General features: G+C 70.0%; 15 protein-coding genes. 4 read left to right on the top strand and 11 right to left on the bottom strand.

The annotated features are described in order from the left end of the window. Positions 1-33: 33 nt before the first annotated feature. The gene (locus BM342_RS04745) at positions 34-1386 is read right to left on the bottom strand and encodes an ABC transporter substrate-binding protein (RefSeq protein ID WP_255368522.1); all 1353 of its coding nucleotides are present in this window, start codon (positions 1384-1386) and stop codon (positions 34-36) included. 47 nt (positions 1387-1433) lie between these two features. Continuing rightward, the gene (locus BM342_RS04740) at positions 1434-3539 is read right to left on the bottom strand and encodes a beta-galactosidase (RefSeq protein ID WP_092964312.1); all 2106 of its coding nucleotides are present in this window, start codon (positions 3537-3539) and stop codon (positions 1434-1436) included. Positions 3540-3729: 190 nt separating this feature from the next. Between BM342_RS04740 and BM342_RS04735 the strand changes: the two genes are divergently transcribed. Then, on the top strand, positions 3730-4890 hold the full coding sequence (locus BM342_RS04735) for a LacI family DNA-binding transcriptional regulator (RefSeq protein ID WP_092964311.1): 1161 nt from the start codon (positions 3730-3732) through the stop codon (positions 4888-4890). A gap of 132 nt (positions 4891-5022) precedes the next feature. Here BM342_RS04735 and BM342_RS04730 read toward each other — a convergent pair whose 3' ends face one another. The 4 genes from BM342_RS04730 to BM342_RS04715 form a co-directional block, all read right to left on the bottom strand. Continuing rightward, entirely contained in the window at positions 5023-6252 is a 1230-nt protein-coding gene (locus BM342_RS04730; protein WP_092964310.1) for an ROK family transcriptional regulator, read from the bottom strand. Between the two features lie 90 nt (positions 6253-6342). Continuing rightward, on the bottom strand, positions 6343-7344 hold the full coding sequence (locus BM342_RS04725; protein WP_092964309.1) for a sugar phosphate isomerase/epimerase family protein: 1002 nt from the start codon (positions 7342-7344) through the stop codon (positions 6343-6345). Between the two features lie 46 nt (positions 7345-7390). After that, on the bottom strand, positions 7391-8569 hold the full coding sequence (locus tag BM342_RS04720) for a Gfo/Idh/MocA family protein (protein WP_255368521.1): 1179 nt from the start codon (positions 8567-8569) through the stop codon (positions 7391-7393). Positions 8570-8653: 84 nt separating this feature from the next. Then, positions 8654-9700: a substrate-binding domain-containing protein gene (locus BM342_RS04715; protein WP_092964308.1), complete on the bottom strand. Its 1047-nt coding sequence runs from the start codon at positions 9698-9700 to the stop codon at positions 8654-8656. Between the two features lie 232 nt (positions 9701-9932). On the opposite strand from BM342_RS04715, the gene BM342_RS04710 reads away from it, so the two are divergent. Further along, the gene (locus tag BM342_RS04710; RefSeq protein ID WP_092964307.1) at positions 9933-11450 is read left to right on the top strand and encodes a sugar ABC transporter ATP-binding protein; all 1518 of its coding nucleotides are present in this window, start codon (positions 9933-9935) and stop codon (positions 11448-11450) included. Beyond that, the gene (locus BM342_RS04705; RefSeq protein ID WP_092964306.1) at positions 11447-12511 is read left to right on the top strand and encodes an ABC transporter permease; all 1065 of its coding nucleotides are present in this window, start codon (positions 11447-11449) and stop codon (positions 12509-12511) included. The genes BM342_RS04710 and BM342_RS04705 overlap by 4 nt, the downstream gene beginning before the upstream one ends. A gap of 102 nt (positions 12512-12613) precedes the next feature. Here BM342_RS04705 and BM342_RS04700 read toward each other — a convergent pair whose 3' ends face one another. Further along, a complete protein-coding gene (locus BM342_RS04700; RefSeq protein WP_092964305.1) occupies positions 12614-13849 on the bottom strand; it encodes an ROK family transcriptional regulator in 1236 nt (411 codons plus the stop codon). Positions 13850-14161: 312 nt separating this feature from the next. Then, entirely contained in the window at positions 14162-15238 is a 1077-nt protein-coding gene (locus BM342_RS04695) for a hypothetical protein (RefSeq protein WP_092964304.1), read from the bottom strand. A 170-nt stretch (positions 15239-15408) separates the two neighbouring features. On the opposite strand from BM342_RS04695, the gene BM342_RS04690 reads away from it, so the two are divergent. After that, entirely contained in the window at positions 15409-16632 is a 1224-nt protein-coding gene (locus tag BM342_RS04690) for an MFS transporter (protein WP_092964303.1), read from the top strand. 103 nt (positions 16633-16735) lie between these two features. On the opposite strand, the gene BM342_RS04685 is transcribed toward BM342_RS04690, so the two are convergent. The 3 genes from BM342_RS04685 to BM342_RS20250 all read right to left on the bottom strand — a co-directional run bounded on the left by BM342_RS04685 (position 16736) and on the right by BM342_RS20250 (position 23585). Then, positions 16736-17314: a hypothetical protein gene (locus BM342_RS04685; RefSeq protein ID WP_092964302.1), complete on the bottom strand. Its 579-nt coding sequence runs from the start codon at positions 17312-17314 to the stop codon at positions 16736-16738. A 5-nt stretch (positions 17315-17319) separates the two neighbouring features. After that, positions 17320-17934 (bottom strand): hypothetical protein, encoded by a 615-nt coding sequence (locus tag BM342_RS04680; RefSeq protein ID WP_092964301.1) that lies wholly within the window; start codon positions 17932-17934, stop codon positions 17320-17322. A 95-nt stretch (positions 17935-18029) separates the two neighbouring features. Next, complete coding sequence (locus tag BM342_RS20250; protein WP_092964300.1) at positions 18030-23585, bottom strand: ThuA domain-containing protein; 5556 nt, start codon at positions 23583-23585, stop codon at positions 18030-18032. Positions 23586-23615: the final 30 nt, after the last annotated feature.

Here is a 23615-nt window from a genome sequence, read left to right as displayed (position 1 = left end):
GCCCGCCGTGCTGCGGCGGGCGCCCCGCGAGCCTCACTCGACGGTGAAGCCCTGGTCCTCCGCGTACTTCACGAGCTGGTCCTGCCACGTGTCGAGCGCCGCGGCGATGTCGCCCTTGTCGGCGACCACGGTACCCATCGTCTCCTCGTAGGTGGAGTACACGTAGTCCATGAACGGCACCCACTGGAAGTCGGTGTCGACGGTCGTCGAGATCTCGGCGAAGAGCTTGTTGACCTGCTGACCGCCGTAGAACTCCGACTCCTGGTCGGCGAACGCCGGATCCTCGAGCACCGAGACCTGCGGCGGGAACAGGAACTGCTCCGTCGCGAGCTTCATGGCCGAGTCGTGGTCGTTGTTGATGAACTTCGCGAGCTCGTAGGCCGCGATGGGGTTCTTCGACGACGCCAGCACCGCGTCGGACGAACCGCCCCAGTTGCCCGAGACCTCGTCGCCGGCACTCCACTGCGGCAGCGGCGCGGCCCTCCACAGACCCGACGTGCTCTCCGCGGTGCCCTGGAGGAAGATCGGCCCCCAGGCCGCGGTGAGCCAGCCCGCGTACTTGCCGCTCGCGAGGCCCTGGTACCAGGTGTCGTTGAAGTCGACGTCGGTCGAGATCAGGTCCTGCTGCACGAGGTCGGTCCAGTAGCTCGCGACCTTCTTCGCCTCATCGCTGTTCACGTTGATCGAGACGGTCTCCTTGCCGTCGTAGCCGAACGGCTTGACGCCGGCCTGCCAGAAGAAGCCGATCATCTGCCCGGCCTGGGTGGCGCCGAGGTTCGAGATGTACGAACCCGTCTTCTCCTTCACGGCCTTCGCCGCGGTCGCATAGTCGTCCCACGTGGCCGGGGGCTCGGTGATGCCGGCCTCGGCAAGGATGTCCTCGCGGTAGAGGTTGCCCATGGGGCCGACGTCCTGCGGGATCGCCCAGACCTCCTTGTCGGGCGCGACCTGCTTCCACGCCCAGTCGACGTAGTCGCTCGAGAGGTCGCCGGCGCCGTAGGGCGTCAGGTCGAGCAGGGATTGGTTGAGCACGAACGAGGGGATGTACTGGTACTCGAGCTGCGCGACATCCGGTGCTCCCTCGCCGGCCTCGATGGCACTGCGGAGCTTCTGGTAATGCGGAAGGCCCTGGCCGACGTTCTCGACGGTGACGTCGATCGCGGGGTACTTCTCCTCGAAGAGCTTCACCTCGTTCTCGATGTCGGGAACCCAGGTCCAGAACGTGAGCTTCGTAGGCGTGGTCATCGCCGTGTCGATGTCGTCCTGACTGACGGTCTCGGTCGAGCCGCCGTCGCCCGAGCTCGGCGTGCATCCGGTCAGGAGCAGTCCGATGGACACGGCGCCGCCAACCAGCGCCAGTGCTGTTCTCCGTGTCTTCTTGATCATGATGACTCTTTCTGTGGGTGTGGTCGGATCGCAGGATCCCGTGGTGCTCACCGGCTGAGGAAGGTCCGCGTCGACCACGCGGCCAGTGAGACGTCTGTTCCCGCCTGGAGCTGCGCTCCCGTGACGGTATCGGTGACGGATGCCGCGAGCACGAGGTTCTGCGGCTCCCATCCCCAGTTGAAGGCGAACCAGGCCCGACGCCCGTCCGGCAGCGTGCCGGAGGTCACGGTGACGGGGCCGGCGGTCTCGCCCGCGAGCTCGTGCGAGGTCGCGTCTGGCGCGGCCCAGCGGATGACGCCGCTCGCGAGGGCGGGGCTGGGCACGCAGCCGACGACGGTGACGCGACCATCGCCGACTGCGTGGCTGGTGACGGCGGGGAAGTCGCCGAATCTGAGGTGCACGTGGCGTGCGAGCACGTCGGCATCGTCGACGATGAGGCCGTCGATCCAGAGGCGTGCCGCGGCGGTGCCGTCGAGGTGCAGGGCTTCGGATGTCGCGACGACCGGCACCTCGTGCTCGAGGTTCGAGTACTCGTCGTAGTGCACCCCCGCGAGGTCGGCCAGTCGCACGGGCGAGACCTCGACCCGCGCACGGGCCTCCTCGTCGGCGTAGCCGGTGCGGGGGCCGACGACGAGGTGTCCGCCGGCGGCGACGTAGTCGCGCAGGAGTGCCAGCTCGGCATCCGTGGTCACGTAGACGCCCGCGGCGACGAGCACCGGATACCGCGCGGCGAGCGCCTCGGCGCCGATCGCACCGGCCTGGTCGAGGTGCAGCAGGCGGGTCTGGCGTCCGGCCTCGACTGCGCCGCGGTGGAAGGCGTCGAAGATCTTCTCGTACGACTCGGGGTCGGGCCCCTCGTCGACGCGGAGCGGCGGCGTGAACTGCATGGCGTAGCGGCTCGCGTTCGACCAGAGGATCGCGACATCCGCATCGGGTTCGAAGCCGTCGAGCGTCGTGCCGATCGCCGCGAGCTCGGCACCGATCTCGGCGACCTCGCGGTAGACCCGGCCGGGCACGAGGCTGTGCGGGAGCACGCCGCCCCAGTAGGTCTCGATGCCGTAGGGCAGCGTGTGCCAGTGCCAGTACTCGATCATCGCCGCGCCGCGGGAGATGAAGGTGTACGCGGACTGCTTCAGTTGGCCGGGGTAGGGCGGGAAGTTCGTGTCGGAGTGCCCGATCGACTGCGCGTTCGTCTCGGTGACGAGGTAACGGCCCTGCTTCGAGGCGAACATGCGATCGGCCGCTCGGAAGAGGGCGGGGACGCCGGTGGTGGTCCACTGGCTGAGCTGGGAGCGCTCGAGGGTCGCGTCGAGGCGGTCCTGCATGCCGTAGTACGGGTTGCCCGAGGTGATGTCGAGCGCGCGGCTGACCCGTTCGTCGTCGAGCGCCGGTCGACCGTACTGCAGGCAGGTGGTCACGAACTGGTCGGCGCGCGAGTACTCGCGCACGAGCTCGGCCTGCCACGCGATGAACTCGGTCGTGAGCTCGGTCTGGAACCGCCGCCACGCGAGGTCGTACTGCGGGAACGAGTTGCCGTCGGGCCGCCACATCTCCGACCAGTCGGCCAGGCGGTGCGACCAGTAGGTGAGGCCCCATTCGCGGTTGAGGGTCTCGACGTCGCCGAACTGCGCTCGCAGCCGGTTCACGAACTCCTCGAAGACGTGGTCGTTGTGGAAGAGCTCCATGCCGGGCTCGTTGTCGACCTGGAAGCCGATGACGGCGGGGTGGCCGGCGTAGCGGCCGACGACGGCGCGGATGACGCGCTCGGCGTAGGTGCGGAACACGGGGTGCGAGAAGTCCGTCTCCTGGCGCGCGCCCCACGGGATCGGCTCGCCCGTGCGGCGCTCGGCCGCGATCTCGGGGTGGGCGACCTGCAGCCACGGCGGCACCGCGTAGGTGGGCGTTCCGAGGATCACGCGGATGCCGCGGCGGTGCGCCTCGTCGAGCACAGGGGCCAGCCACTCGAGCTCGAACTCGCCGTCGCGGGGCTCCCACGTCGACCACACCGACTCCCCCACGCGGATCACGTTGATGCCGGCCTCGCGCATGAGGTCGAGGTCGGTCTCGACGCGGTCGGTGAGGTGGTACTCGGGGTAGTAGGCGACGCCGAAGAGGAGTCCGCTCGGGGACGCGACGGGCAGCGGTGACTTCATCTGATTCGTACTCCGTTGTAGGTCGGCAGGGCCGCTCTGGTGGAACATCATTCGAATGTTTTCGACAACATTGGGTGAAAGCAAGCATGTTGCCGATAACATCGATCTGTCAAGCACTATTTTCAGCGGAAGAGCACCGCGGGCCGCAGATGCGCAGTCCGCCGCCGAAGCGGCACCGGAGAGGGTCCAGATGAGCACGAGTCCAGCGTCGTCCGACGCCGATTCCGCGTCCGGCGCCGCCTCGGGCGGCACGGGCGCCGCGGGCGCCTCTCGCGACGCCGGCGCCTCTCGCGACGCCGTCGCGGCGGACGCCGGCTACGACGCTCGCGCGGCGACGTCTCCGCGCACCAAGGCTGCGACCATCTACGACGTCGCCCAGGCCGCCGGGGTCTCGCACCAGACCGTCAGCCGGTTCCTCAAGGGCTTCGAGGGCATCCGCCCCGAGACCCGCGAGAAGGTCGAGCAGGCCCTCGACGAACTCGGCTACCGACCGAACCTGACCGCCCGCAGCCTCAAGTCGGGGCGATCGCACCGCATCGGCGCACTGACCCACGAGATCTCGCAGGTCGGCCCCGGCCGCATCGTCGAGGGGGCCAGCGCGGCTGCACGCGAGGCCGGGTACGTGCTCGACATCATCGCGCTCGACGCGCGCAATCCCCGTGCGATCGAGGAATCGCTCGCCATCATCACGCAGCACGACCTCGCCGGCGTGCTCGCCCTGGCCTCGACCGACGAGATGACCCACGCCTTCGAGACGACCGCCTTCCGCGTGCCGGCGTACGTCGCCGCCGAGTCCGACGGCGTGCCGGACGACCCGCGCACCAAGCTGTCGAGCGTCGGCCTGCCGGCGGTCGTGGCCCACCTCGCCGAGCTCGGGCACCGCCGACTCGCGCACATCGCCGGCCCGCGCACCTGGTCGGCGTCGCGCAACCGACTGCGCGCGTTCGAGTCGGCCGTCGAGGCGCAGGGCATGCACGCGGTCGCGATCCTGCACGGCGACTGGTCGGCGAAGTCGGGCTACGACGCGATCGCCGACCTCGCAGTGCTGCCCGACGCCACCGCGTACGTGGCCGCCAACGACCAGATGGCGATCGGCGCGATGCTCGCCCTCAAGGAGCGCGGGCTGCGGATTCCCGAAGACGTGAGCGTCGTCGGCATCGACGACATCCCCGAGGCGGCCTACCTCGATCCCCCGCTCACCACGCTGCGCAACGACTTCGAGGCGCAGGGCCGCGCCGCCGTCCACGAGCTCCTCGCCCGCATCGAGCAGACCGAGCCGCGCCCGGTCACCGTGCCGCAGCCGCTCCTCGTCGTGCGCCGGTCGTCGGGCCCGGTGCTGCAGTCCCGGTAGCCCGCAGGGCCGGCCCGCGGCATCCGCTCGCCCGCGTTCGCCTGCGACGCGGCCGACGGCCCCGACCGCTCCGGCCGACGTGATCGCCCCGACCGCTCCGATCGCTCCGCCGACGCGCGTCGGCGGCGACCGTCACCGCACGAGCGAGGACGCGACCTCCCGCGGCATCACCGTCGGGTCCGCGAGCGTCTGCGCGAAGACCAGCTCGGCGGCGCCGATGAGCAGCAGCTCGTCGTTCAGCCGTGCCCCGACGATCTCGGGCTCGCTGCCGCCGCCCGGCAGCGTCGGCGCGATCCGGCGGTGGATCTCGTCCTCTCCGACGACCGCGAGCAGATGGGCGAGATGCCCGCCGAGGATGATCGTGCGCGGGTTGAAGATGTTGACGATCGATCTGAGCGCGACGGCCAACCGGCTCACCTGGCGGTCGATCTCGACGGCGCCGGCGGCGTTCCGGTCGAGCCACGAAGCGGCCATCGCGTCGAGCACGGCACCGGGCTCGACGTCGCCCAGTCCCGCCGCCTCGACGAACCGGTCGCGACGGACCTCGGTCTCGAGGCATCCCGTCGCCCCGCAGTGGCATCGACAGCCCCTGGTCGAGACCGCCGTGTGCCCGAACTCGCCGGCGTTGCCCCCCTCGCCTCCGACGAGGCGGCCGTTGATGACGATGCCGCCGCCGATGCCGCTGGCACCGCCGTTGAGGTAGATGACCACGCCGTCGCCGCGGCCGGCCCCGAACGTGCTCTCGGCCACGACTCCGCAGTTCGCGTCGTTGCCGACGACCACTCGCATGCCCGTCGCCTCCTCGACCAGCAGGCCGATCGGCGCATCGCGCCAGCCGAGGTGCGGGGCGAGGATCGCCGACCCGTCGACCTCGCGCACCAGGCCGGGAAGGGCCACGCCGACCCCGAGCACCGCGGTGTCGCCGAACGCCGGTCGCATGCCCTCGATGATGGCGCTCACGACGTTGACGAACTCGCCCACGGTGGGCGTGCGCTCGTTGCGGTACCTGACCCGGTGCAGCACGCGCCCGCTGAGGCCCACGAGCGCGACGTCGATCGCGTCCACCTCGGGGTTGACGGCGATCGCGGTCGCCTGGTCGGAGGCCGCGACCGACGGGCTCGGCCGCCCGACCTTGCGCACCGCCGCGGCCGGATTCTCGACGACCAGCCCGCGGTGGGAGAGCTCGCTCACCAACCCGCCCACCGTCGATCGGTTCAGCGCCGTCGCCTTCGTGATCTCGGCCCGCGACATCGGGCCGTCGCGATGCACCAGGCGGAGGACCTGCGCGAGGTTCTGCCTTCGGATGTCGTCGATCGTCGCCCCGAGCGTCGAGCCCGACGCATCCGTCCTCGCCCCGTCCATACCCACCCTTTCGGAAGTCCCGGCGAAGCGCGCCGGGGCGGCGGACTGCACGGCAGCCCGTCGCCCCGGCGACGCCTCTCGCCCAGACTGTCAGTTGCTGCTGAAGGCCGCGTCGAACGCCGCCGACGGCGGCGTGATCGCGTTGAGCCTGCGCACGAACGCGAGCGCCTCCGGCGCGCCCTGGAGGCGGTCCATGCCCGCATCCTCCCACTCCACGCTGGTCGGCCCGTCGTAGCCGATGGCGTTCAGGGCGCGGAACACGGGTTCCCACGGCACCGCCCCATGGCCGGTGGACACGAAGGTCCACCCACGGCGGGGGTTCGCCCACGGCAGGTGCGAACCGAGCACGCCGTTGCGGCCGTCGAGGTTCGTCACGGACTCCTTCACGTGCACGTGGAAGACGTGCTCGGCGAAGTCGAGCACGAACGCCACGCTGTCGAGCTGCTGCCAGACGAAGTGCGACGGGTCGAAGTTGAACCCGAAGCTCGGCCGGTGCCCGATCGCCTCGAGGGTGCGCTTCGCGGTCCAGTAGTCGTACGCGATCTCCGACGGGTGCACCTCGAGCGCGAACCGCACGCCGACCTCCTCGAACACGTCGAGGATCGGGTTCCAGCGGTCGGCGAAGTCCCGGTAGCCGGCCTCGATCCAGTCATCGGAGGCGGGCGGGAACATCGCCACCGCCTTCCAGATGGACGACCCCGTGAACCCGTTCACGGTCTTCACGCCGAGCTTCGCCGCGAACCGCGCCGTGTCCTTCAGGTCCTCCGCGGCGCGCTGCCGCACGCCCTCGGGGTCGCCGTCGCCCCACACGCGGTCGCTCAGGATGTCGCGGTGGCGCTCGTCGATCGGGTCGTCGCACACGGCCTGCCCGGTCAGGTGGTTCGAGATCGCGAAGACCTCCAGGCCGTTGCGCTCGAGGATGTCGAGGCGCGACTGCACGTAGGCGTCGTCGTCCCACCGCGAGACGTCGAGGTGATCGCCCCAGCAGGCGATCTCGAGGCCGTCGTAGCCCCAGTCCCCTGCGAGCCTGGCGACCTCCTCGAACGGCAGGTCGGCCCATTGGCCGGTGAACAGTGTGATCGGTCGCGTCATCGCGTCTGCTCCTTGTTTCGGTCGATCTGTGGACGGCGGGCCGGCATCAGTTCACCGGCTTCCAGGCGGAGCCTTCGCTCGAGCTGTGCTCGACCGCGTCGAGCACGCGCTGGAGGTGCAGGCCGTCGGCGAACGATGGCCTCGGGGCGGTGCCCTCGGCGATCGCGGTCACGAGCTCGACGACCTGGTGCGAGAAGCCGTGCTCGTAGCCGAGCGTGTGGCCCGGAGGCCACCACGGTGCGAGGTAGGGATGCCCGGGTTCGGTGACGAGGACTCGGCGGAACCCCTGCTCGAGATCGGGGTCGGCGACGCTGTACACCTCGAGCTCGTTGAGCCGTTCGAGGTCGAAGGCGATGGCCCCGCGCGACCCCGACACCTCGATGGTCAGGGCGTTCTTGCGGCCGGTCGCGAACCGCGTCGCCTCGAACGTGCCGATCGGGGCGAAGCCGCCCTGCTCCTCGAAGCGTCCGGTGATGAGGGCGACGTCGTCGACGGTCACGGTGCCGACCTGGTCGGATGCCGTGCCCGAGAGTCCGACGCGGTCGCCGAGGAGCGGCCGCTCGCTCACGATCGTCTCGAGGATCCCGGAGACGCGTTCGAGCCGAAGCCCGGTGATGAACTCGGCGAGATCGATGGCGTGGGCTCCGATGTCGCCCAGCGAGCCCGATCCGGCCCTGGCCTTCTCGAGCCGCCACGTCATCGGGCCGGTCTCGTCGCGAAGCCAGTCCTGCCGGTAGGCGGCGCGGACCTGCCGCACCACGCCGATCCGGCCGGCCGCGACGAGGTCGCGGGCGAACGTCACCGCCGGGACCCGGCGGTAGGTGAGGCCCACCATGCTGAAGACGCCGCGCTCGGCGGCCGCGTTGGCCGCTTCGGCCATGGCGGCGGCCTCCTCGACGGTGTTCGCGAGGGGCTTCTCGCAGAGCACGTGCTTGCCGGCCTCGAGGGCGGCGATCGCGATCTCCGCGTGCGTGTCGCCCGGGGTGACGATGTCGACGAGGTCGATGTCGTCGCGGGCGATCACCTCGCGCCAGTCGACGGATGCCTCCGCCCATCCCCATTTCTCGGCGGCCTGCTCGACGGCCGCGCGGTCGCGGGCGGCCAGGACCTGCATCGTGGGCTTCACGGGCAGATCGAAGAACCGGGGGGCGACGCGCCAGCTCTGGGAGTGCGCTGCGCCCATGAATCCTGCGCCGATCATCGCGACGCGGAGCGTGTCCGACATGTCATCCTTCCTGTCGTTGCCTGGTCGTTTCCGGACGGTCGATGGCGGGGTGCCCGGCGCGACGGCCGGGCACCCCGCGAGCACTCAGGACTCGAACGCGAGTCCGATGTACTGGTCGACGTTCTCCTTGGTGACCACCGGTGCGTCGAGGACGATGCGGTTGGGCACGCTGGGCGTGATCAGGTCGCTCATCGTCTTGCCCTGCGCGATGAGACGCGCCAGGGCGATGCCGTCGGCGGCCTGCGTCGACGGGTAGATGATGGTGGCCTTGAGCACGCTGTCGTCGGCCTCGATGGCCTCCATCGCGTTCTTCGAGCCGGCGCCGCCGACCATGAAGAACTCGTCGCGTCCGGCGGCGTTGATGGCCGCGAGCACGCCGATGCCCTGGTCGTCGTCGTGGTTCCAGATCGCGTCGATCTTCGGGTTCGCGGCGAGCAGCTGCGAGGTCGCGGCCTCGCCGCCCTGCACGGTGAAGTCGGCCGCGACACGGGCGCCGACCTCGAGGCCGCAGTCGTCGAGCGCGTCGGCGAAGCCCTGCGAGCGGTCCTGCGTGAGCGGCAGCGAGTCGATGCCGGCGATCTCGGCGACGACCGCGTTGTCCTGGCCGTCGAGCTGCTCGCAGATGTAGGTGCCGGCCGAGACGCCCATGCCGTAGTTGTCGCCGAGCACGGTGGTGCGTGCCGCGAACGGGCTCGAGAACTCGCGGTCGACGTTGATGACCGGGATGCCTGCCTCCATCGCCTTGGTCGCGACCTCGGTCAGCGCCGCACCGTCGCTCGGCAGCAGCACGATCGCGTCGACGCCCTCGTTGATGAAGGTCTCGACGGCCGCGATCTGCGCGTTCACGTCGTTCGTTCCCTCGGCGAGGCTGAGCTCGACGTCGTCGAAGCCCTCGGCTGCCGCGATGGCGCCCGAGTTGATGGCGCCGAGCCAGCCGTGGTCGGCGGCCGGGCCCGAGAAGCCGATGGTCACCTTGTCGCCGGTCGAGGCGTTCTCTTCGCTGCTGGTGCCCTGTTCGGTGACGCTCTCCTCCGTGCCTCCGCCGGTGCAGCCGGCGAGGAGTCCGATGGCGAGGACGGACGCCCCCACACCGAACAGCGCGCGCTTGGCGAGCGTGTGATTCCGTGCCATGAGTTCTCTCCTTTGAGGTGATTGCTGGTGTGATCGCACGGCGGTGCGGGGTAGGGCATCGCCGTTCTCCGGCGTTTGTTTTTAGTCACATCAAATAACGCCGTGGGAACCATACCAACCCGAACTAGCGCTGTCCACAGGCATTTTCCGCGCACCAGAACCTCTCGCACGACGCCGTATGGCGGGGATGTGGAGGATTTCGGCCGGACGAAAGGTCTGATATGTTGCGACCATGATCAAAGTCGACCACCCAGTGCTGCTCGACGCCCGGGGACTCCAGAAGTCCTTCGCCGGCGTGCGTGCGCTGAAAGACGTGAGCCTCGAGATCCTGGCCGGCGAAGTCCACTGCATCCTCGGCCAGAACGGCGCAGGCAAGTCCACGCTCATCAAGACGCTCGCAGGCGTGCACCAGCCCGACGACGGCGAGATCCTCTGGCTCGGCGAACCGGTGGCGATCCCCGACCCCCAGGCCGCCCTCGAGCTCGGCATCGCGACCATGTACCAGGAACTCGACGTCGTCGACGGCCTCACCGTCGCCGAGAACATCTTCCTGGGCCACGAGCTCGCGAGGGCCGGATTCACCAGCCGCGGGCAGGCGTACCGCCGCACGCGCGAGCTCATGCAACGCCTCGGCCACGGCTCGATCTCGCCGAACACCGAGGTCGGCTCGCTGAGTGCGGCCAACAAGCAGATCGTGAGCATGGCGCGCGCACTCTCGCACGACATCAAGCTCATCATCATGGACGAGCCGAGCGCCGTGCTCGACTCCGAAGAGGTCAAGAACCTCTTCGCGGTCGTGCGCGAGCTCACCAACGCGGGCATCGCGGTCGTGTACATCACGCACCGCCTCGAGGAGATCCGCCAGATCGGCGATCGCATCACCGTCATCAAGGACGGCCGGAGCATGGCGCACGGGCTCGCGGTCGCCGAGACGCCGACGACCGAGCTCATCCGCCTCATGACGGGCCGCAACGTCGAGAACGTCTTCCCCCCGTCGGTGCCGTTCCCGGACGACGCCCCCGTGATGCTCGAGGTCGAGTCGCTCGAGCTGCCGAGCGTGTTCTCCGACGTTTCGTTCACGGTGCGAGCCGGCGAGATCGTCGGACTCGCCGGACTCGTCGGCTCCGGCCGATCCGAGATCCTCGAGACGGTCTACGGCGCGCGCCGATCGGCCGGAGGTCGCGTCGCCGTCGCGGGCAAGACCCTCCCGCGCGGCTCGGTCGTGGCCGCGGTCGCCGCGGGCATGGGCCTCTCGCCCGAGGAGCGCAAGAGCCAGGGCCTCGTGCTCGAGGAACCCATCTACGTCAACGTCACGCTGTCGTCGATCACCCGCTTCGCCAAGGCCGGCTGGCTCGACACGCGCGCGGAGCGCAAGGCCGCCAGGGCGCAGATCGAGGCGCTCGAGCTCCGCCCTGCCGACCCCGATCGCGCCGCCATCACCCTCTCCGGCGGCAACCAGCAGAAGATCCTCCTCGCCCGCTGGCTCGTGCACGGCACCCGAGTGCTCCTGCTCGACGAACCCACCCGAGGCGTCGACGTCGGCGCCCGCACCGAGATCTACGCCCTCATCCGCCGCCTCGCAGCCGCAGGCAACGCCATCGTGATCGTCTCCAGCGAGATCGAAGAAGTCCTCGGCCTCGCCGACACCGTCCTCGTCATCGCCGACGGCCGCGTGCTCGACACCCTCCCCGCCACCGCAATCGACGAGCACGGTGTGCTCGAACTGGTCATGAAAGGAGCTGCCGCGTGAGCGAGCAGACCACCCCCGGCACCGATGTCGCCACCCCGCCCGGTCCCGAGACCACGACGACCTCGGTCACCGAGATCCCCCAGCAATCCTCGTTCCGCCGACTCCTGAGCGGCCCCGTGGGCCGCAACGCCGGGCTCGTGGTGGCCCTGCTCCTGATCGTCGTGGTCGGCGCGATCACCGCCGGCGACACCTTCTTCCAGGTGTCCAACATGCTGACGATCCTGCGGCAGGCGTCGATCATCGGCGTCATCAGCGTCGGCATGACGCTCGTGATCACCGCAGGCGGCATCGACCTCTCGGTCGGCTCGGTCATGGGCCTCGCCTCGATCGCCGCGACCCTGGCCGTGGCGCAGGACCTCGCCGAGAGTTCCCACTGGATCGTCATGGTCGTCATCGCGCTCGCGGTCGGCCTCGCCGCCGGCCTCGTGAACGGGGTCGTGATCGCCTACGGCAACGTCGTCGCGTTCATGGCGACCCTCGCGATGCTCGTCGCCGCCCGCGGCCTCGCCGAGATCCTCGCCGAGCGGCGCACGCTCGTCGTCGAGAGCCGCGGGTTCATCGAGTTCATGAACGCGGACTTCCTCGGCGTCGACATCCTGATCTGGATCTTCGCGCTCGTCGCCGCCGCCGGTTGGCTGATCCTGAACCGCACCACCTTCGGTCGCCGCACCGTCGCGATCGGCGGCAACCGCGAGGCCGCACGCCTGGCCGGCATCGACGTGAAGCGCCACACCATGTGGCTCTACGCCATCGCGGGCCTCTGCGCGGGCATCGCCGCCGTGATGATCCTCGGCCGCACCACGGCCGGCACGTCGACGCACGGCACGCTGTACGAACTCGACGCGATCGCCGCCGTGGTCGTCGGCGGCACGCTGCTGATCGGAGGCCGCGGCACCATCACGGGCACCGTGTTCGGCGTGCTCATCTTCGCGACCCTGACGAACGTGTTCGTGCAGAACAACCTCTCGTCGTCGGTGCAGGCCGTCGCGAAGGGCGTCATCATCGTCATCGCGGTGCTTCTGCAGCAGCGCTTCTCGAAGCCGAGCGGGGCGCGCGAGTAGCGCGACCCCCGACCCGCGCGCAGCGGCCCGTCACGGCTCGATCGAGCCCGGCGGGCCGTTGCCGTTCCCGTCGGCGACGACCGACCGGCGGTCGACGGCGTCTCAGCTGGCGGCGACGTGCTCCGCGGCCGGAACGGCACTCGTCGAAGCGGACGTCGGATCGCGCAGGATGGTGCGGAAGACGAGTTCGCCGGCGCCGATCAGGACGTTGTCCTCGAGGGTGGACGAGACGATCCGCACCTCGGAGGCCGGCCCGGCGAGGGCCGACCGCTCGACGTCGTCTTGCAGACGCGTACCGGTCGTGTTCCGGAGCGCCCCGAGGAACCCGCCGAGCACGATGACGCCCGGGTTGAAGATGTTGACGAAGTTCCGCAGCGCGACGCCCAGGTAGGTCAGCTGACGATCGACGAGCTCCGTCACACCCTGATCGGTGCCGTACGCCTCGCGCAACCGCTGCTCGAGCAGGCTCGCCTCGGCGTCGCCCAGGCCGAGCGCGCCGAGCAGGTCGTCGCGGTTCACCTCGGTCTCGAGACATCCGAGGGCACCGCAGTGGCACTGCCCGCCGTCGGAGTTGACGAGCATGTGGCCGAGTTCGCCGCTGTAGCCGTTCTCGCCCGAGAGCAACTGCCCGCCGACGATGACCCCGCCGCCGATGCCGCCGGCGCCGCCGTTCAGGTAGACGACGTTGTCCTCGTCGACGCCCTGGCCGAACTGCCCCTCGGCGACCACGGCGCAGGTCGCGTCGTTCGCGGCCCACGTGGGCAACCCGGTCGCCTTGGCGACCATGTCGACGAGGGGCTCGTCATGCCAGTCGAGGTGCGGGGCCACGCGCACGACCCCGTCGCGCGCGCCCACCAGGCCGGGCACGCCGATGCCGATGCCGAGGACCGTGCCGCCGTCGGAGAGCTCCAGGCCGCGCACGAGCGCGTGCAGCGTGTTCACCGTGTGCACCGCCGACGGCGCCTGCTCGACGTCGAACCGGAACTCCCGCAGGACACGGCCGCCCATCGCGACGATTCCGATCGCGATCGCGTCTTTGTCAGGATGCACCGCGACCGCGATGTGGCGCGGCGACGGCCCGATCACCGTGCTCGGACGGCCGACGCGCTTCGTGTCGACGGGCTGCGACACCGTGACGAGGTCGAGCGACTCGAGTTCGGTGACGATCGTCGCGACCGTCGAGCGGTTGAGGCCGGTCGCGTGGGTGAGGTCGGCGCGGGTCATGGAACGGTTCGCATGCACGAGCGAGAGCACCGTGCTCAGGTTCTGCCGACGGAGATCCTCGAGGTTCCTGCCCTTGGACCCGACACGCGAGGTGCCCCCGATCGGATCCTTCATCCCACCTCCAAATGGGTGATCTCGTCTGCGGCGTGATGCCTGGCGGACGATGACTGGTTCCGATGCTACTCGGATTGTTGGAATCGAGGACGAAAGCACGGGCCGCCCGGCAGCAGGTCCGGCGGGTTCGGTGCGGCCGGAACTCAGGCTGAGAGCGCTCTCATCGAGTCGCCCCAGTGTATCCCCGAACGCTCGAGACCGGGAGGGTCGATTGCGTCGGATGACGGCAGGATCGGCCTTTTGTTGTAATTCCAGTCATAATCGCGTCCCGATCGGGCGGACGGGAAGGACGTCGTCCCCTGACGCCGCGCGTCAGGCATCGACCCGATCCGGCGCGGAGGGCGCCGTCCAGGCCTCGCGGCGCCCCTCCTCCCTCGCCTGCTCGACCAGGTCGGCGACCGCCCTCCGGCTTCGACGCCGACGCGCCACCAGGGCGACCACGATGAGCCCGAGCGCGAGGAGCACCGCGAGCTGCGGCAGCGGCGGCGCCCAGGTCGTGAGCGACACGGACTCTGCGGCGCCCGGTGAAGGCTCCCAGCTGCCCGCGGCATCCGCGACCTCGACCGATGCGGCGATCCGCGTCGGGACGAACAGCAGGGGCCACACGTCGTCGAGCACGACGGAGACCTCTCGACGATCGCCGGGCAGCAGCTCGATCGCCTCGCCCGAGGGCGTGAAGGCCGCCGTAGCACCGGCCGCATCGACCTGCCCGGCGACCGACAGTCGCGTGTTGCCGGTGTTCTCGACGGCGAAGGCGACGGCGATCCGCCCCGGGGTGAACGGATTCCAGGAGACCCGGTAGTCGGAGGTCGCGTCGGCGACGGCGAGCGCAGGCGCCAGCTCCCCCACGACGCGCGTGAGCACGCGGAAGCCGACCCGGCTCTCGATGCCGATCGTGGCGCCGTCGTCGGAGCCGATCGACGTGATCGACGCCGCGACTCCGGCCGCGTAGTCCCCCGGCACGGCGCGGTCAGGGACGGCGACGGTGAAGGGCACCACCACGGTGCCGCCGGCCGGCACGCTGACGCTCGCGGGCAACTCGATCCAGAGTCCGGCCCCGGTCGACGGGGTCGAGGCGGGCAGCATGTTGAAGCGACCGGAGTCGGTCAGGTAGCCGTCGGCGGCCGACAGGGCGAACGTGACCTCCGACGCACCCAGGTTCCGCACCGCCAGGTGCTCCACCCGCGTCTCCCCGGGGTCGAGCGACTGCTCGACCCACGACCGGCCGTCGGGGCCCCCGGCATCGGCCGGCGTCACCGACCAACTCACCGCGGGGTCGTCGGCGGCGGATGCGGCCGGTGCGAACACGGCCTGGCCTGCGACGGATGCGAGCACCGCGACCACGGCGCCGAGTCCGACGCGCTTCGCGAACCTGCTGAAGGACCTCATCGTCCGCTCCTCGATCGTCGACCGCCCGGTCTGTATGTTGTGACTCCAGTCATATTACCCATAGCCTGCTGTCGTCGCATCGATGCGACGACAGGTCCCACGACACGATCGACCCGACGCCGGGCCGTGTCGGCGACGTCCGGGCCACCCGGACACCAGACAGGAGCACCATGACCTCGACCCCACTCGCCCAGACCGCCTCGCCCCTGCGGGTCGGGCTCCTCGTCGGCGCGGTCGCCCTGACCGCGTTCAACCTCAGGACGGGCGTGACCGGCTTCAGTCCGCTCGCCGATCGCATCGGCGAGGACCTCGGGTTCGGTGCGCCCGTGATCGGCGCCATCGGCACCATCGTCACCGCCTGCTTCGCGGTCTTCGGCCTCGTGGCCCCGACGGTCGCCAGGTGGATCGGCCTCGAACGGGCGATGGTGCTCGCCCTCGCCGTGTCGACCCTCGGCACGCTGCTGCGATCGGCTTCGCCCTCGACCGGCCTGCTCCTCGCGTCCAGCGTGCTGCTGTTCGCGGGCATCGGCATGGCGAACGTGCTGACGATCCCGCTCATCAAGAGCTGGTTCCCCGCGAAGCTCGGCACCCTGAGCACCGTGTACGCCGTGCTCCTCCAGGTCGGCCAGGTGGTCGCCCCGATCGTCTCGGTCGCAGTGGCCGAACCGCTCGGCTGGCGCTGGGCCCTGGCGATCTGGGCGATCCCGCTGGCGCTCGCGGCGGCGCTGTGGGCGGTGCCGGCAGCCCGCCCCGCGCGAGCCGGGACCCGCACCGCCCCGCAGCGACTCGACGCCGCGACCCGACGTCGGTACTGGTCGACGCCGACGGTCCGCGGGCTCGTCATCCTGTTCTCGATGACGGCCCTGCACACCTACACGATCGTCACCTGGCTCCCGAACATCGCGATCGACGCCGGGCTCGGCGAGGGCGCGGGCGCCGCCCTGCTCGCCTTCTTCTCGGTCTTCGGCATCGCCGCCGGATTCGTGATCCCCGGGCTCACGCTCCGGATGGCGAACCCGCGCTGGGTGGTCGTCGCCTGTGCCGCCCTGCTCGCCTGCGGCTACCTGCTCCTGGCCGTCGACGCCACGGCCAACGCCTGGATCGCGACCGCCGCGCTCGGGCTCGGCGTCAGCACGTTCCCGCTCTGCCTCGCGCTCGTGCACCGGCGCTCGACCACCCCTGAGGGCGGCACGTTCCTGTCTGGCTCGATGCAGGGCGTCGGCTACGGCGTCGCGTGCATCGGCCCGCTCTGCGTCGGCTGGGTGCTCACCGCCACGGGCAGCTGGATCCCCGTGTACCTCGGACTGATCGCGACCCTGGCGCTCACGGTCTACGGCGCCGTGCTCGCCTGCCGCCCCGGTTCGGTCGAGGCCGACGCGGCCGCCGGTCGCTGAAGCCGCTCGGCCGCTGACGGCGGCCCGGGTCGCCGTCAGCAGCGGCACGCAGAAGGAGACGGGGATGCCGCGGCATCCCCGTCTCCTCGTTCGTTCACCGGAGTCACGCCGAGACGCGAGACCTCCGGAACAGCAGCATGCCGACCACGAGCACGGCCGCGACCGCGGCGACGCCGAGGCCGACCGCGAACCACGAGCCGAACTCCGCCGCGGGAGCGGAATCGGATGCCGCCGCCGCGGGCGCCACGTAGTCCTCGGGCACCACGTCGGCCATGACGATCTCGATCGGGGCGCTCGTCTCGTACGCGATGGGATCGGTCACCCTGACGGTGACCTCCCACTCGCCCGCGGGGAAGGTGCCGGCCGGCACCCCCCAGATGCCCGAACCCTGGCTGGCGGACACCAGCGGAACGGGCTCGAGCACCTCGCCGCTCGCCGACCGGCCCTCGACCGTCCCGGCGAGCAGCGCCTCGACGGGGTGGCCGTCCTCGGTGTAGGCGAACGAGACGTACACGCCGCCCTCGCCGTCCTGTGCGATCTGTCCCTCGAAGGGCCCGCCGTGCGCGCTCGCCGGACCGGCACCGAGCACGAACAGCTGCGCGAAGAGCATCGCCAGGACGGCGACGAGCAGCGCAGCGGCCCGCTTGCGCGAACCCGTCGTCGCGATCATCGTCGAACCCATGTCGGTCACTCGAAGAGCGAGAGCGTGAGGGTCGAGGTGTAGCTCCCGGGAGCCACCGTCGCAGGCGTGCGCAGCGACAGGTCGGCCGTCGCGGTCCACTGGCCCTCCTCGGCGATCTCCTCGGACGAGGCCGCCATCGCGAGCAGCTCGACGTCGACGAGGCCGGGTCCGGCATCCAGGCTGCCGTCGACGGGGTCGCCCGCACCGACGAGACCCGATTCGCCGCCGTCGATCAGCTCGGGCGCCCAGCCGAGCAGCGAGGCCGGGATCGCAGGCTGCCCCGCGGTGCCCTGGAAGTCGGTCGCGGTGCCGAGCACGTACCAGAACGCGTCGTCGGGGATCTCCGCGGCGGTGCGGGTGTCGGTCACGGTCACCGTCGGCAGCGTGCCGGTGAACTGGCGGACGGTCGGGGTCGAGCCCGACTCGGTCAGGTCGACGGCACCGCCGGCGACCGTGAGGGCGAGCACGCCGGGCTCGTCGATCTGCGCGATCTCGACCGACACGTCGATGTCGTCGCCGCCGTACTGCTCCTCGGCGGATGCCGCGGTGGCGACGCCCGCGAGCACGAACACACCGGCCGTGACCAACGCGCACCGCGCGACGACTTCTCTCCTACGCATGGGGTTCTCCTTCTCATGGACCGGCGACGATCGCCGGAGGTTGGGGGGGGTGGGGTGATGGGCGGCCCGCCGTCTCCGGCGGACCGCCCATCGGATCAGCCGCAGCTGTACGCGGGGTACTGGACCTCGATCGTGCTGGTGACCGATGCTCCGTCGACGACTCCCGTCACCGAGACCGTGGCGGTCCCGGCGGGCAGTTCGACGAGGCGGGTCGTGAACGCATGGAACGCGTTCTTGCCGGGCGCGACGGCGGCGAACGACTTGGCGCCGTAGGCCGTCGTGTACGCGACGGTCAGCGGAACCTCCTCGTTGTTCGTCGTCTGCAGCGTGAGCATCGCCTTGCCGGCGACGCAACGGGCGCCGGCCACGACGGTCACGTCGAGCGGGGCGTCGACGGCGGGCACCTCGAGGCTCGCCACCTCGCTCGTGTTGCCGGCGACGTCGGTCGCGCGGTACTCGACCGTCGAGGCAGCCGTCGGCAGCGCGACCGGGTCGCCGTAGGCGGCCCACTCGGCGTCGCCGATGCGGTACTCGATCGAGTCGACCCCGCTCGTGGCGTCCTCGGCTGCGAGCTCGAGCGTCCGCAGCGTCGGGTCGGCCTCGTCGGTCACGACCGACGCGGTCGGCACGGGTGCCGTCCGGTCGATCTTGAACGAGACCGACTGCACCTCGGTCGAGCCTGCCGAAGCCGTCGAGGCACGGTACTGCAGTTCGTGCTCGCCCTCCTCGGTCACGACGACGGGCGCCGTGTACTCGACCCAGCCCGCACCGTCGAGGTTGACCTCGCGGTAGACGGTGCCGCTGCTCCCCTGTGCTTCGACGGCGACGGTGACGTCACCCGTGTACCACCCGTTCTCGCCGGTCGGCGATTCGGGGGTCACGGCCGCCGTGACCTCCAGCGGCTCCTCGACCACCTTGAAGTAGTCGAAGAAGGCGGTGTTGGACACCTGGCCCTGCGCGGAGTTGCCCAGGGCGTACAGGCCGACCTTGGCGTCCGCGAGCGCGGTGTTCGACACCGTCTGCGCGATCGCCGTCCAGTTCACGCCGTCGGTGCTCGAGTATCCGGTGAAGGTCGTTCCGGCCTTCTCCAGACGCAGCCAGACGAGCCCGTTCGCCGGCGCCGGAGCGTTCGGCTGGGGGTTCTGCACGGCATTGCCGATCTCGCTGCGCATCTCCAGGTTGCGTGCGATCGCCTGACCGGCCTCGTTCGTCGCGAGGATGTCGAGCTTCACGTAGTTGGCCGAATCCTTGTAGAGGATCAGGCCGCCCTGCTGGTAGCGCCGGTCGAACTCCGAGGCGTCGACCTTCGTCTCCACGACCCAGTCGGTGGCCGGCTGGGGCTGGAGGACGAAGTTCGTCACGCCGGTGTCGCTGTTGTAGATGTCGAACGGCGACGTGTCGATCTGCAGTCGGCCGTCCGCGACGCGGTAGCCGGAGGCATCCTCGTTCACGACCTCCCATCGGCAGGCGTCCAGGGCCGCGCCGTCGAACTCGTCGTTCGGCGTCTCGGCCGTGGCGGTGTCGTCGGGCGTCACCTGGAACCAGTCGACCTTCGCGTTGATCACGCCGTACGCCTGCGAGGGCGCACTGTTGGAGCCGAGCGCGAGCAGGCCGATCTTCGGGTTCGAGATGCCCGCGAGGGTGAACGTGTCCGTCATCGTCGTGAAGTCGGTGCCGTTCGCCGAGTACGACGCGGTGACGGTGGTGCCGTCGCTGGCCAGCCGCACGTAGTACGTGTCGGGGAAGTCAGCTCCGAGCGCTGCCGTGTTGCGTTCGACCGGCGTCGCGTCGTCCTCCTTCAGGAACTGGAACACGCGGTTCGCGGGGTCCGACGTCTGACCACGTGCCATCTGCACGAGTTTCAGGTAGTTGTCGTCGTCGCCGTAGATCGTGAGTCCCGCCTGCTGGTACTGCACCCGAGCCGGGAAGTTGATCTTCGCGGTCATCGAGAAGGCACCTTCAGGGATGTCCTGCAGGACGATGTTCGACGTTCCCGTGCCGGCGGCGTGGATGTCCGTCAGCGAGGCCGGGATCGTGAGCGCACCGTTCGCGACCTGCGCGAACTGGTCGATGCGCACCGAGCGGTTCCAGCGGTTCGTCGTGTCGAGCGACGTGCCGTCGAATCCGTCGGAGCGACCGCTGTAGCAGATGCCGATGGGCGCCGAGTCGACGGTGATCGTCTGCTTGAAGTCGCGGTACGCGCCGCCGCCGTCGGTCACGCGCACCGTGAGGGTGTACGCGCCGGGGGTGGTGTACGTGGTCGCGAACTCCGAGGTGCCGCTGACGAAGCCGCCGCCGGTTCCGGCATCCCACTTGTAGGTGAGGAGGCTGGAGTCGCCGTCGGGGTCGGTCGCGTCGATGGAGGCGTTCACCGCGAGCGGCGGTTCACCGCTCGTCACGTCGACCGTGAGCTCGCCGGTCGGCGAGGCGTTCGTGTCGACGCCGTCTCCCTCGAAGACGAGGTTGTTGACGTTGGCACCGCCCGAGGTGAGCACGAAGTACAGCGTGCCCGTCTCGCCGTTCGTCGCGGCCGTGTCCAGCGTCATCGGGAAGTCCCGATACGTCTGCCAGGCAGGCTGCCCGTTCGCGCCGTTCGTCGGCTGGAAGGTCACCGTGCCGAGCGTGGGCCCGGTCGGCGAGTTCCAGCGCGCCGCGATGGTGCCGTCGCCGGCGAAGCCCTTCGCGATGCGCAGCGACACCGAGTCGATGCCCTTCAGGTTGATCGGCTCGTACGACCACCAGTCGTTCGTCTCGATGTGGCTGACGTTGCGTCCGCCGCCGGCCGAGTCGCCCGTGGTCTCGGTGCGAACCCCGTCATCGGCTCCACCGGTTCCGCCGATGCGGCCGGTCTCGTCGAAGTACTCCGCCTGGAAGTACTTGGGGTTGAGGATGTTCGTGCCGAAGCCGGTGAGCGGGACGCCTGCGGCGCCGCCGTCGTCGGCGTAGTTCACGTTGATCACCCAGAACAGGTTCGCCTCGAGGCCGTGGCCCGCGTCGCGGATCGTCTGGATGCTTCCCTCGCAGCCGTGCTGCTCACCGAAGTCGTGGTTGTGCGAGTCGTGGCCGAGGGCCGCGACGACCGTGACGTTCGAGCAGTCGATGGGACCCGAGGCATCCGGGTCGTTCACCGTCACCTCGTAGCGCACCTGGTCGCCCCACTCGAAGAACCCGCCCTGTTCGGGGAAGGTGATCTGCACGGTCGGAACCGCGTTGCCGACGACGATCTGCACGTTCGCGACCGCCGAGTGGCCGAGTTCGTCGGTCACCGTGAGCTGGGCCGTGTACTGGCCCGCGCCCTCGTAGGTGTGCGTCGGGTTGGCCTCGCTCGAGGTCGCCGTGCCGTCGCCGAAGTTCCACTCCAGCGTGTAGTCGAGGGCGAGCGGATGCCGCGTGCCCTCGGAGCTGAAGTTGACCGTCAGCGTCTCGTCGGGGCCGTTCGTCACGTCGGCCGAGGCGCGCGCGATCGGCGAAGGGCTGCCCTGGACGTAGTCGATGCGGTAGACGCCGGAGTCGGCCGTCGAGCCGCCGAAGTCCGAGCCCCAGTCGATGACGTAGAGCGCGCCGTCTGGGCCGAACTCGAAGTCCATCGATCGGTGCCAGTCGCCGCCGCCGTCGAAGATGCCGGGCAGGATCCGGTTGATGTCGACGATCTCGGAGCCGGTCTCCTCGTCGAGCTGGATCGAGTACTGCTTGCCCTGGTTCCACTCGCCGAAGATCGCCTTGCCGTCCCAGTAGGCCGGCCACTTGGTGTCGGACTCGAGGTCGGGGTCGAACCGGTACACCGGGCCGCCCATGGGCGCACCGCTGTTGCCGATCTCGGGGTAGAGCGCCGCCGTGCCGTTCTCGGTCCACCACTCGGGCTGGATCACGGGCGGGAGCGTCGTCAGGCCGGTGTTGTTCGGGCTGTTGTTGATCGGCGCGGCCGGGTCGAACGCGGGGCCCGCGGTCGAGGTCGCGAAGTTCCAGTCCCGGTAGCACTTGATGCCCACGCAGAGCGGCCAGCCGTAGTTGCCCGGCTCGTCGACGATGTTCCACTCGACCGTTCCGCCGGGGCCGCGGTTCGCGTTCGCCGATCCGGCGTCGGGGCCGTAGTCGGCGACGAACAGCTTGTTCGTCTGCGGGTCGAGGCCGATGCGGAACGGGTTCCGGAAGCCCATGGCGTAGATCTCGGGACGGGTCTTGCTCGTCGCGTCATCCGCTTCGTCGAACAGGTTGCCGTCGGGGATCGTGTAGGTGCCGTCGGCCTGCGGGGTGATGCGGAGCACCTTGCCGCGAAGGTCGTTCGTGTTCGCCGACGACTTCTGCGCGTCGAAGTCCGAACGGCCGGTGCGCTCGTCGATGGGCGCGTAGCCGTCGGACTCGAACGGGTTGGTGTTGTCGCCGGTCGCGAGCACGAGGTTGCCGTCGTTGTCGAACAGCATGTCGCCGCCCGCGTGGCAGCAGGTGTTGCGCTGCGTCGTCACCTTCATCAGCACCTTCTCCGATGCGAGCGACGCCGTCTTCGTGTCGAAGTCGTACGTGAACCGCGAGAGCCGGTTGTGGGGACCGTCGCCGCCGACGTTGTTCGGGGCGTAGTAGAGGTACACCCAGCCGTTCTCGGCGAAGTCGGGGTCGAGCACGACGCCGAGCAGGCCGTCTTCATTGGCCTGGGTGACGGCGAGCGTCAGCGCGGTCGTCGTGGCGTTGGTCTCGGGGTCGATCTGCTGCAGGCGACCGTTGCGCTCGGCGTAGAACACCTTGCCGTCGGGCGCGATGTCCATCGCCATCGGGTTCTGCGTGTTGTCGTCGAGCGTGACCTTCTCGTAGTTCGCGCTCTGCGTCGCCGCGCAGCCGGAGGGCACGACGCCCGCCGCGATCTCGATGCCGCCGAGGATGTGCTGGCGGAACGCCGGGATCTCGTAGTTCGACTCGATGTGGCCGAGCCCCGTGTACCACGAGCGGCCGCCTTCGTAGTCTGCCTGGCACCAGGCGATCGGGTGATCGGCGCCCTGGGTGCCGCCCGTGTAGCTCGTCTCGTCGAGCGACAGCAGCACGTGCACGTTGTCGCGCGTGAAGTTGCGGTAGTTGTACCACTCGTCGCTGAGGAGCCAGGTGTCGCCCTCGAGGTGCATGGTCGACGGGTTGACCTTGTCCTCGATCTTCACCGTCGCCTGCTGGGGCGCCGGGTGGCCGTTGAAGTACCCGCCGACGAGACCGCCGTAGAAGGGCCAGTCGTACTCGGTGTCGCTCGCGGAGTGGATGCCGGCGTAGCCGCCGCCGCCGCGGATGTACTCCTCGAAGGTGGTCTGCTCGTCGGCGGTGAGCACGTCGCCCGTGGTCGAGTTGAAGACGACGGCGTCGAAGAGGGCGAGCTCGGCCGCGTTGGCGGGCGCGAACACGCTCGAGTCCTCGGTGAAGACCGCTTCGAAGCCGTTCTCCTCGGCCAGGTCCTCGATGAGGGTGTTCGCCGGGGTGATCGACCCGTGGCGGAAGCCGGCCGTCTCCGAGAACACGAGGACGCGGAAGTCGGCCGTCGCCTCGAGGTCTGCGGCCTGCGCCGCCGGTGGTGGGCTCCACAGCGCCGGCAACGCGAGGCCGGCTATGACCGCGAAGGCGGTCGCGAACGCCGTCGTACGCCGACGGGTTCGTGGGATGGGGACTGCTCTGTGCACGATGCGCTCCTGAGTGTCGTCGGTCGGTCG

This window comes from Agromyces sp. CF514 (assembly GCF_900113185.1).
In the GTDB taxonomy this organism is placed as follows: domain Bacteria; phylum Actinomycetota; class Actinomycetes; order Actinomycetales; family Microbacteriaceae; genus Agromyces.
The sequence above is the reverse complement of the archived record's forward strand: the minus strand, read 5'-3'. Positions and strand labels throughout refer to the sequence as shown.

Coding starts and splice junctions, on each gene's coding strand:
- BM342_RS04745 (WP_255368522.1), bottom strand. CDS start 1,386: ATGATCAAGAAGACACGGAGAACAGCACTGGCGCTGGTTGGCGGCGCC.
- BM342_RS04740 (WP_092964312.1), bottom strand. CDS start 3,539: ATGAAGTCACCGCTGCCCGTCGCGTCCCCGAGCGGACTCCTCTTCGGC.
- BM342_RS04735 (WP_092964311.1), top strand. CDS start 3,730: ATGAGCACGAGTCCAGCGTCGTCCGACGCCGATTCCGCGTCCGGCGCC.
- BM342_RS04730 (WP_092964310.1), bottom strand. CDS start 6,252: ATGGACGGGGCGAGGACGGATGCGTCGGGCTCGACGCTCGGGGCGACG.
- BM342_RS04725 (WP_092964309.1), bottom strand. CDS start 7,344: ATGACGCGACCGATCACACTGTTCACCGGCCAATGGGCCGACCTGCCG.
- BM342_RS04720 (WP_255368521.1), bottom strand. CDS start 8,569: ATGTCGGACACGCTCCGCGTCGCGATGATCGGCGCAGGATTCATGGGC.
- BM342_RS04715 (WP_092964308.1), bottom strand. CDS start 9,700: ATGGCACGGAATCACACGCTCGCCAAGCGCGCGCTGTTCGGTGTGGGG.
- BM342_RS04710 (WP_092964307.1), top strand. CDS start 9,933: ATGATCAAAGTCGACCACCCAGTGCTGCTCGACGCCCGGGGACTCCAG.
- BM342_RS04700 (WP_092964305.1), bottom strand. CDS start 13,849: ATGAAGGATCCGATCGGGGGCACCTCGCGTGTCGGGTCCAAGGGCAGG.
- BM342_RS04695 (WP_092964304.1), bottom strand. CDS start 15,238: ATGAGGTCCTTCAGCAGGTTCGCGAAGCGCGTCGGACTCGGCGCCGTG.
- BM342_RS04690 (WP_092964303.1), top strand. CDS start 15,409: ATGACCTCGACCCCACTCGCCCAGACCGCCTCGCCCCTGCGGGTCGGG.
- BM342_RS04685 (WP_092964302.1), bottom strand. CDS start 17,314: ATGGGTTCGACGATGATCGCGACGACGGGTTCGCGCAAGCGGGCCGCT.
- BM342_RS04680 (WP_092964301.1), bottom strand. CDS start 17,934: ATGCGTAGGAGAGAAGTCGTCGCGCGGTGCGCGTTGGTCACGGCCGGT.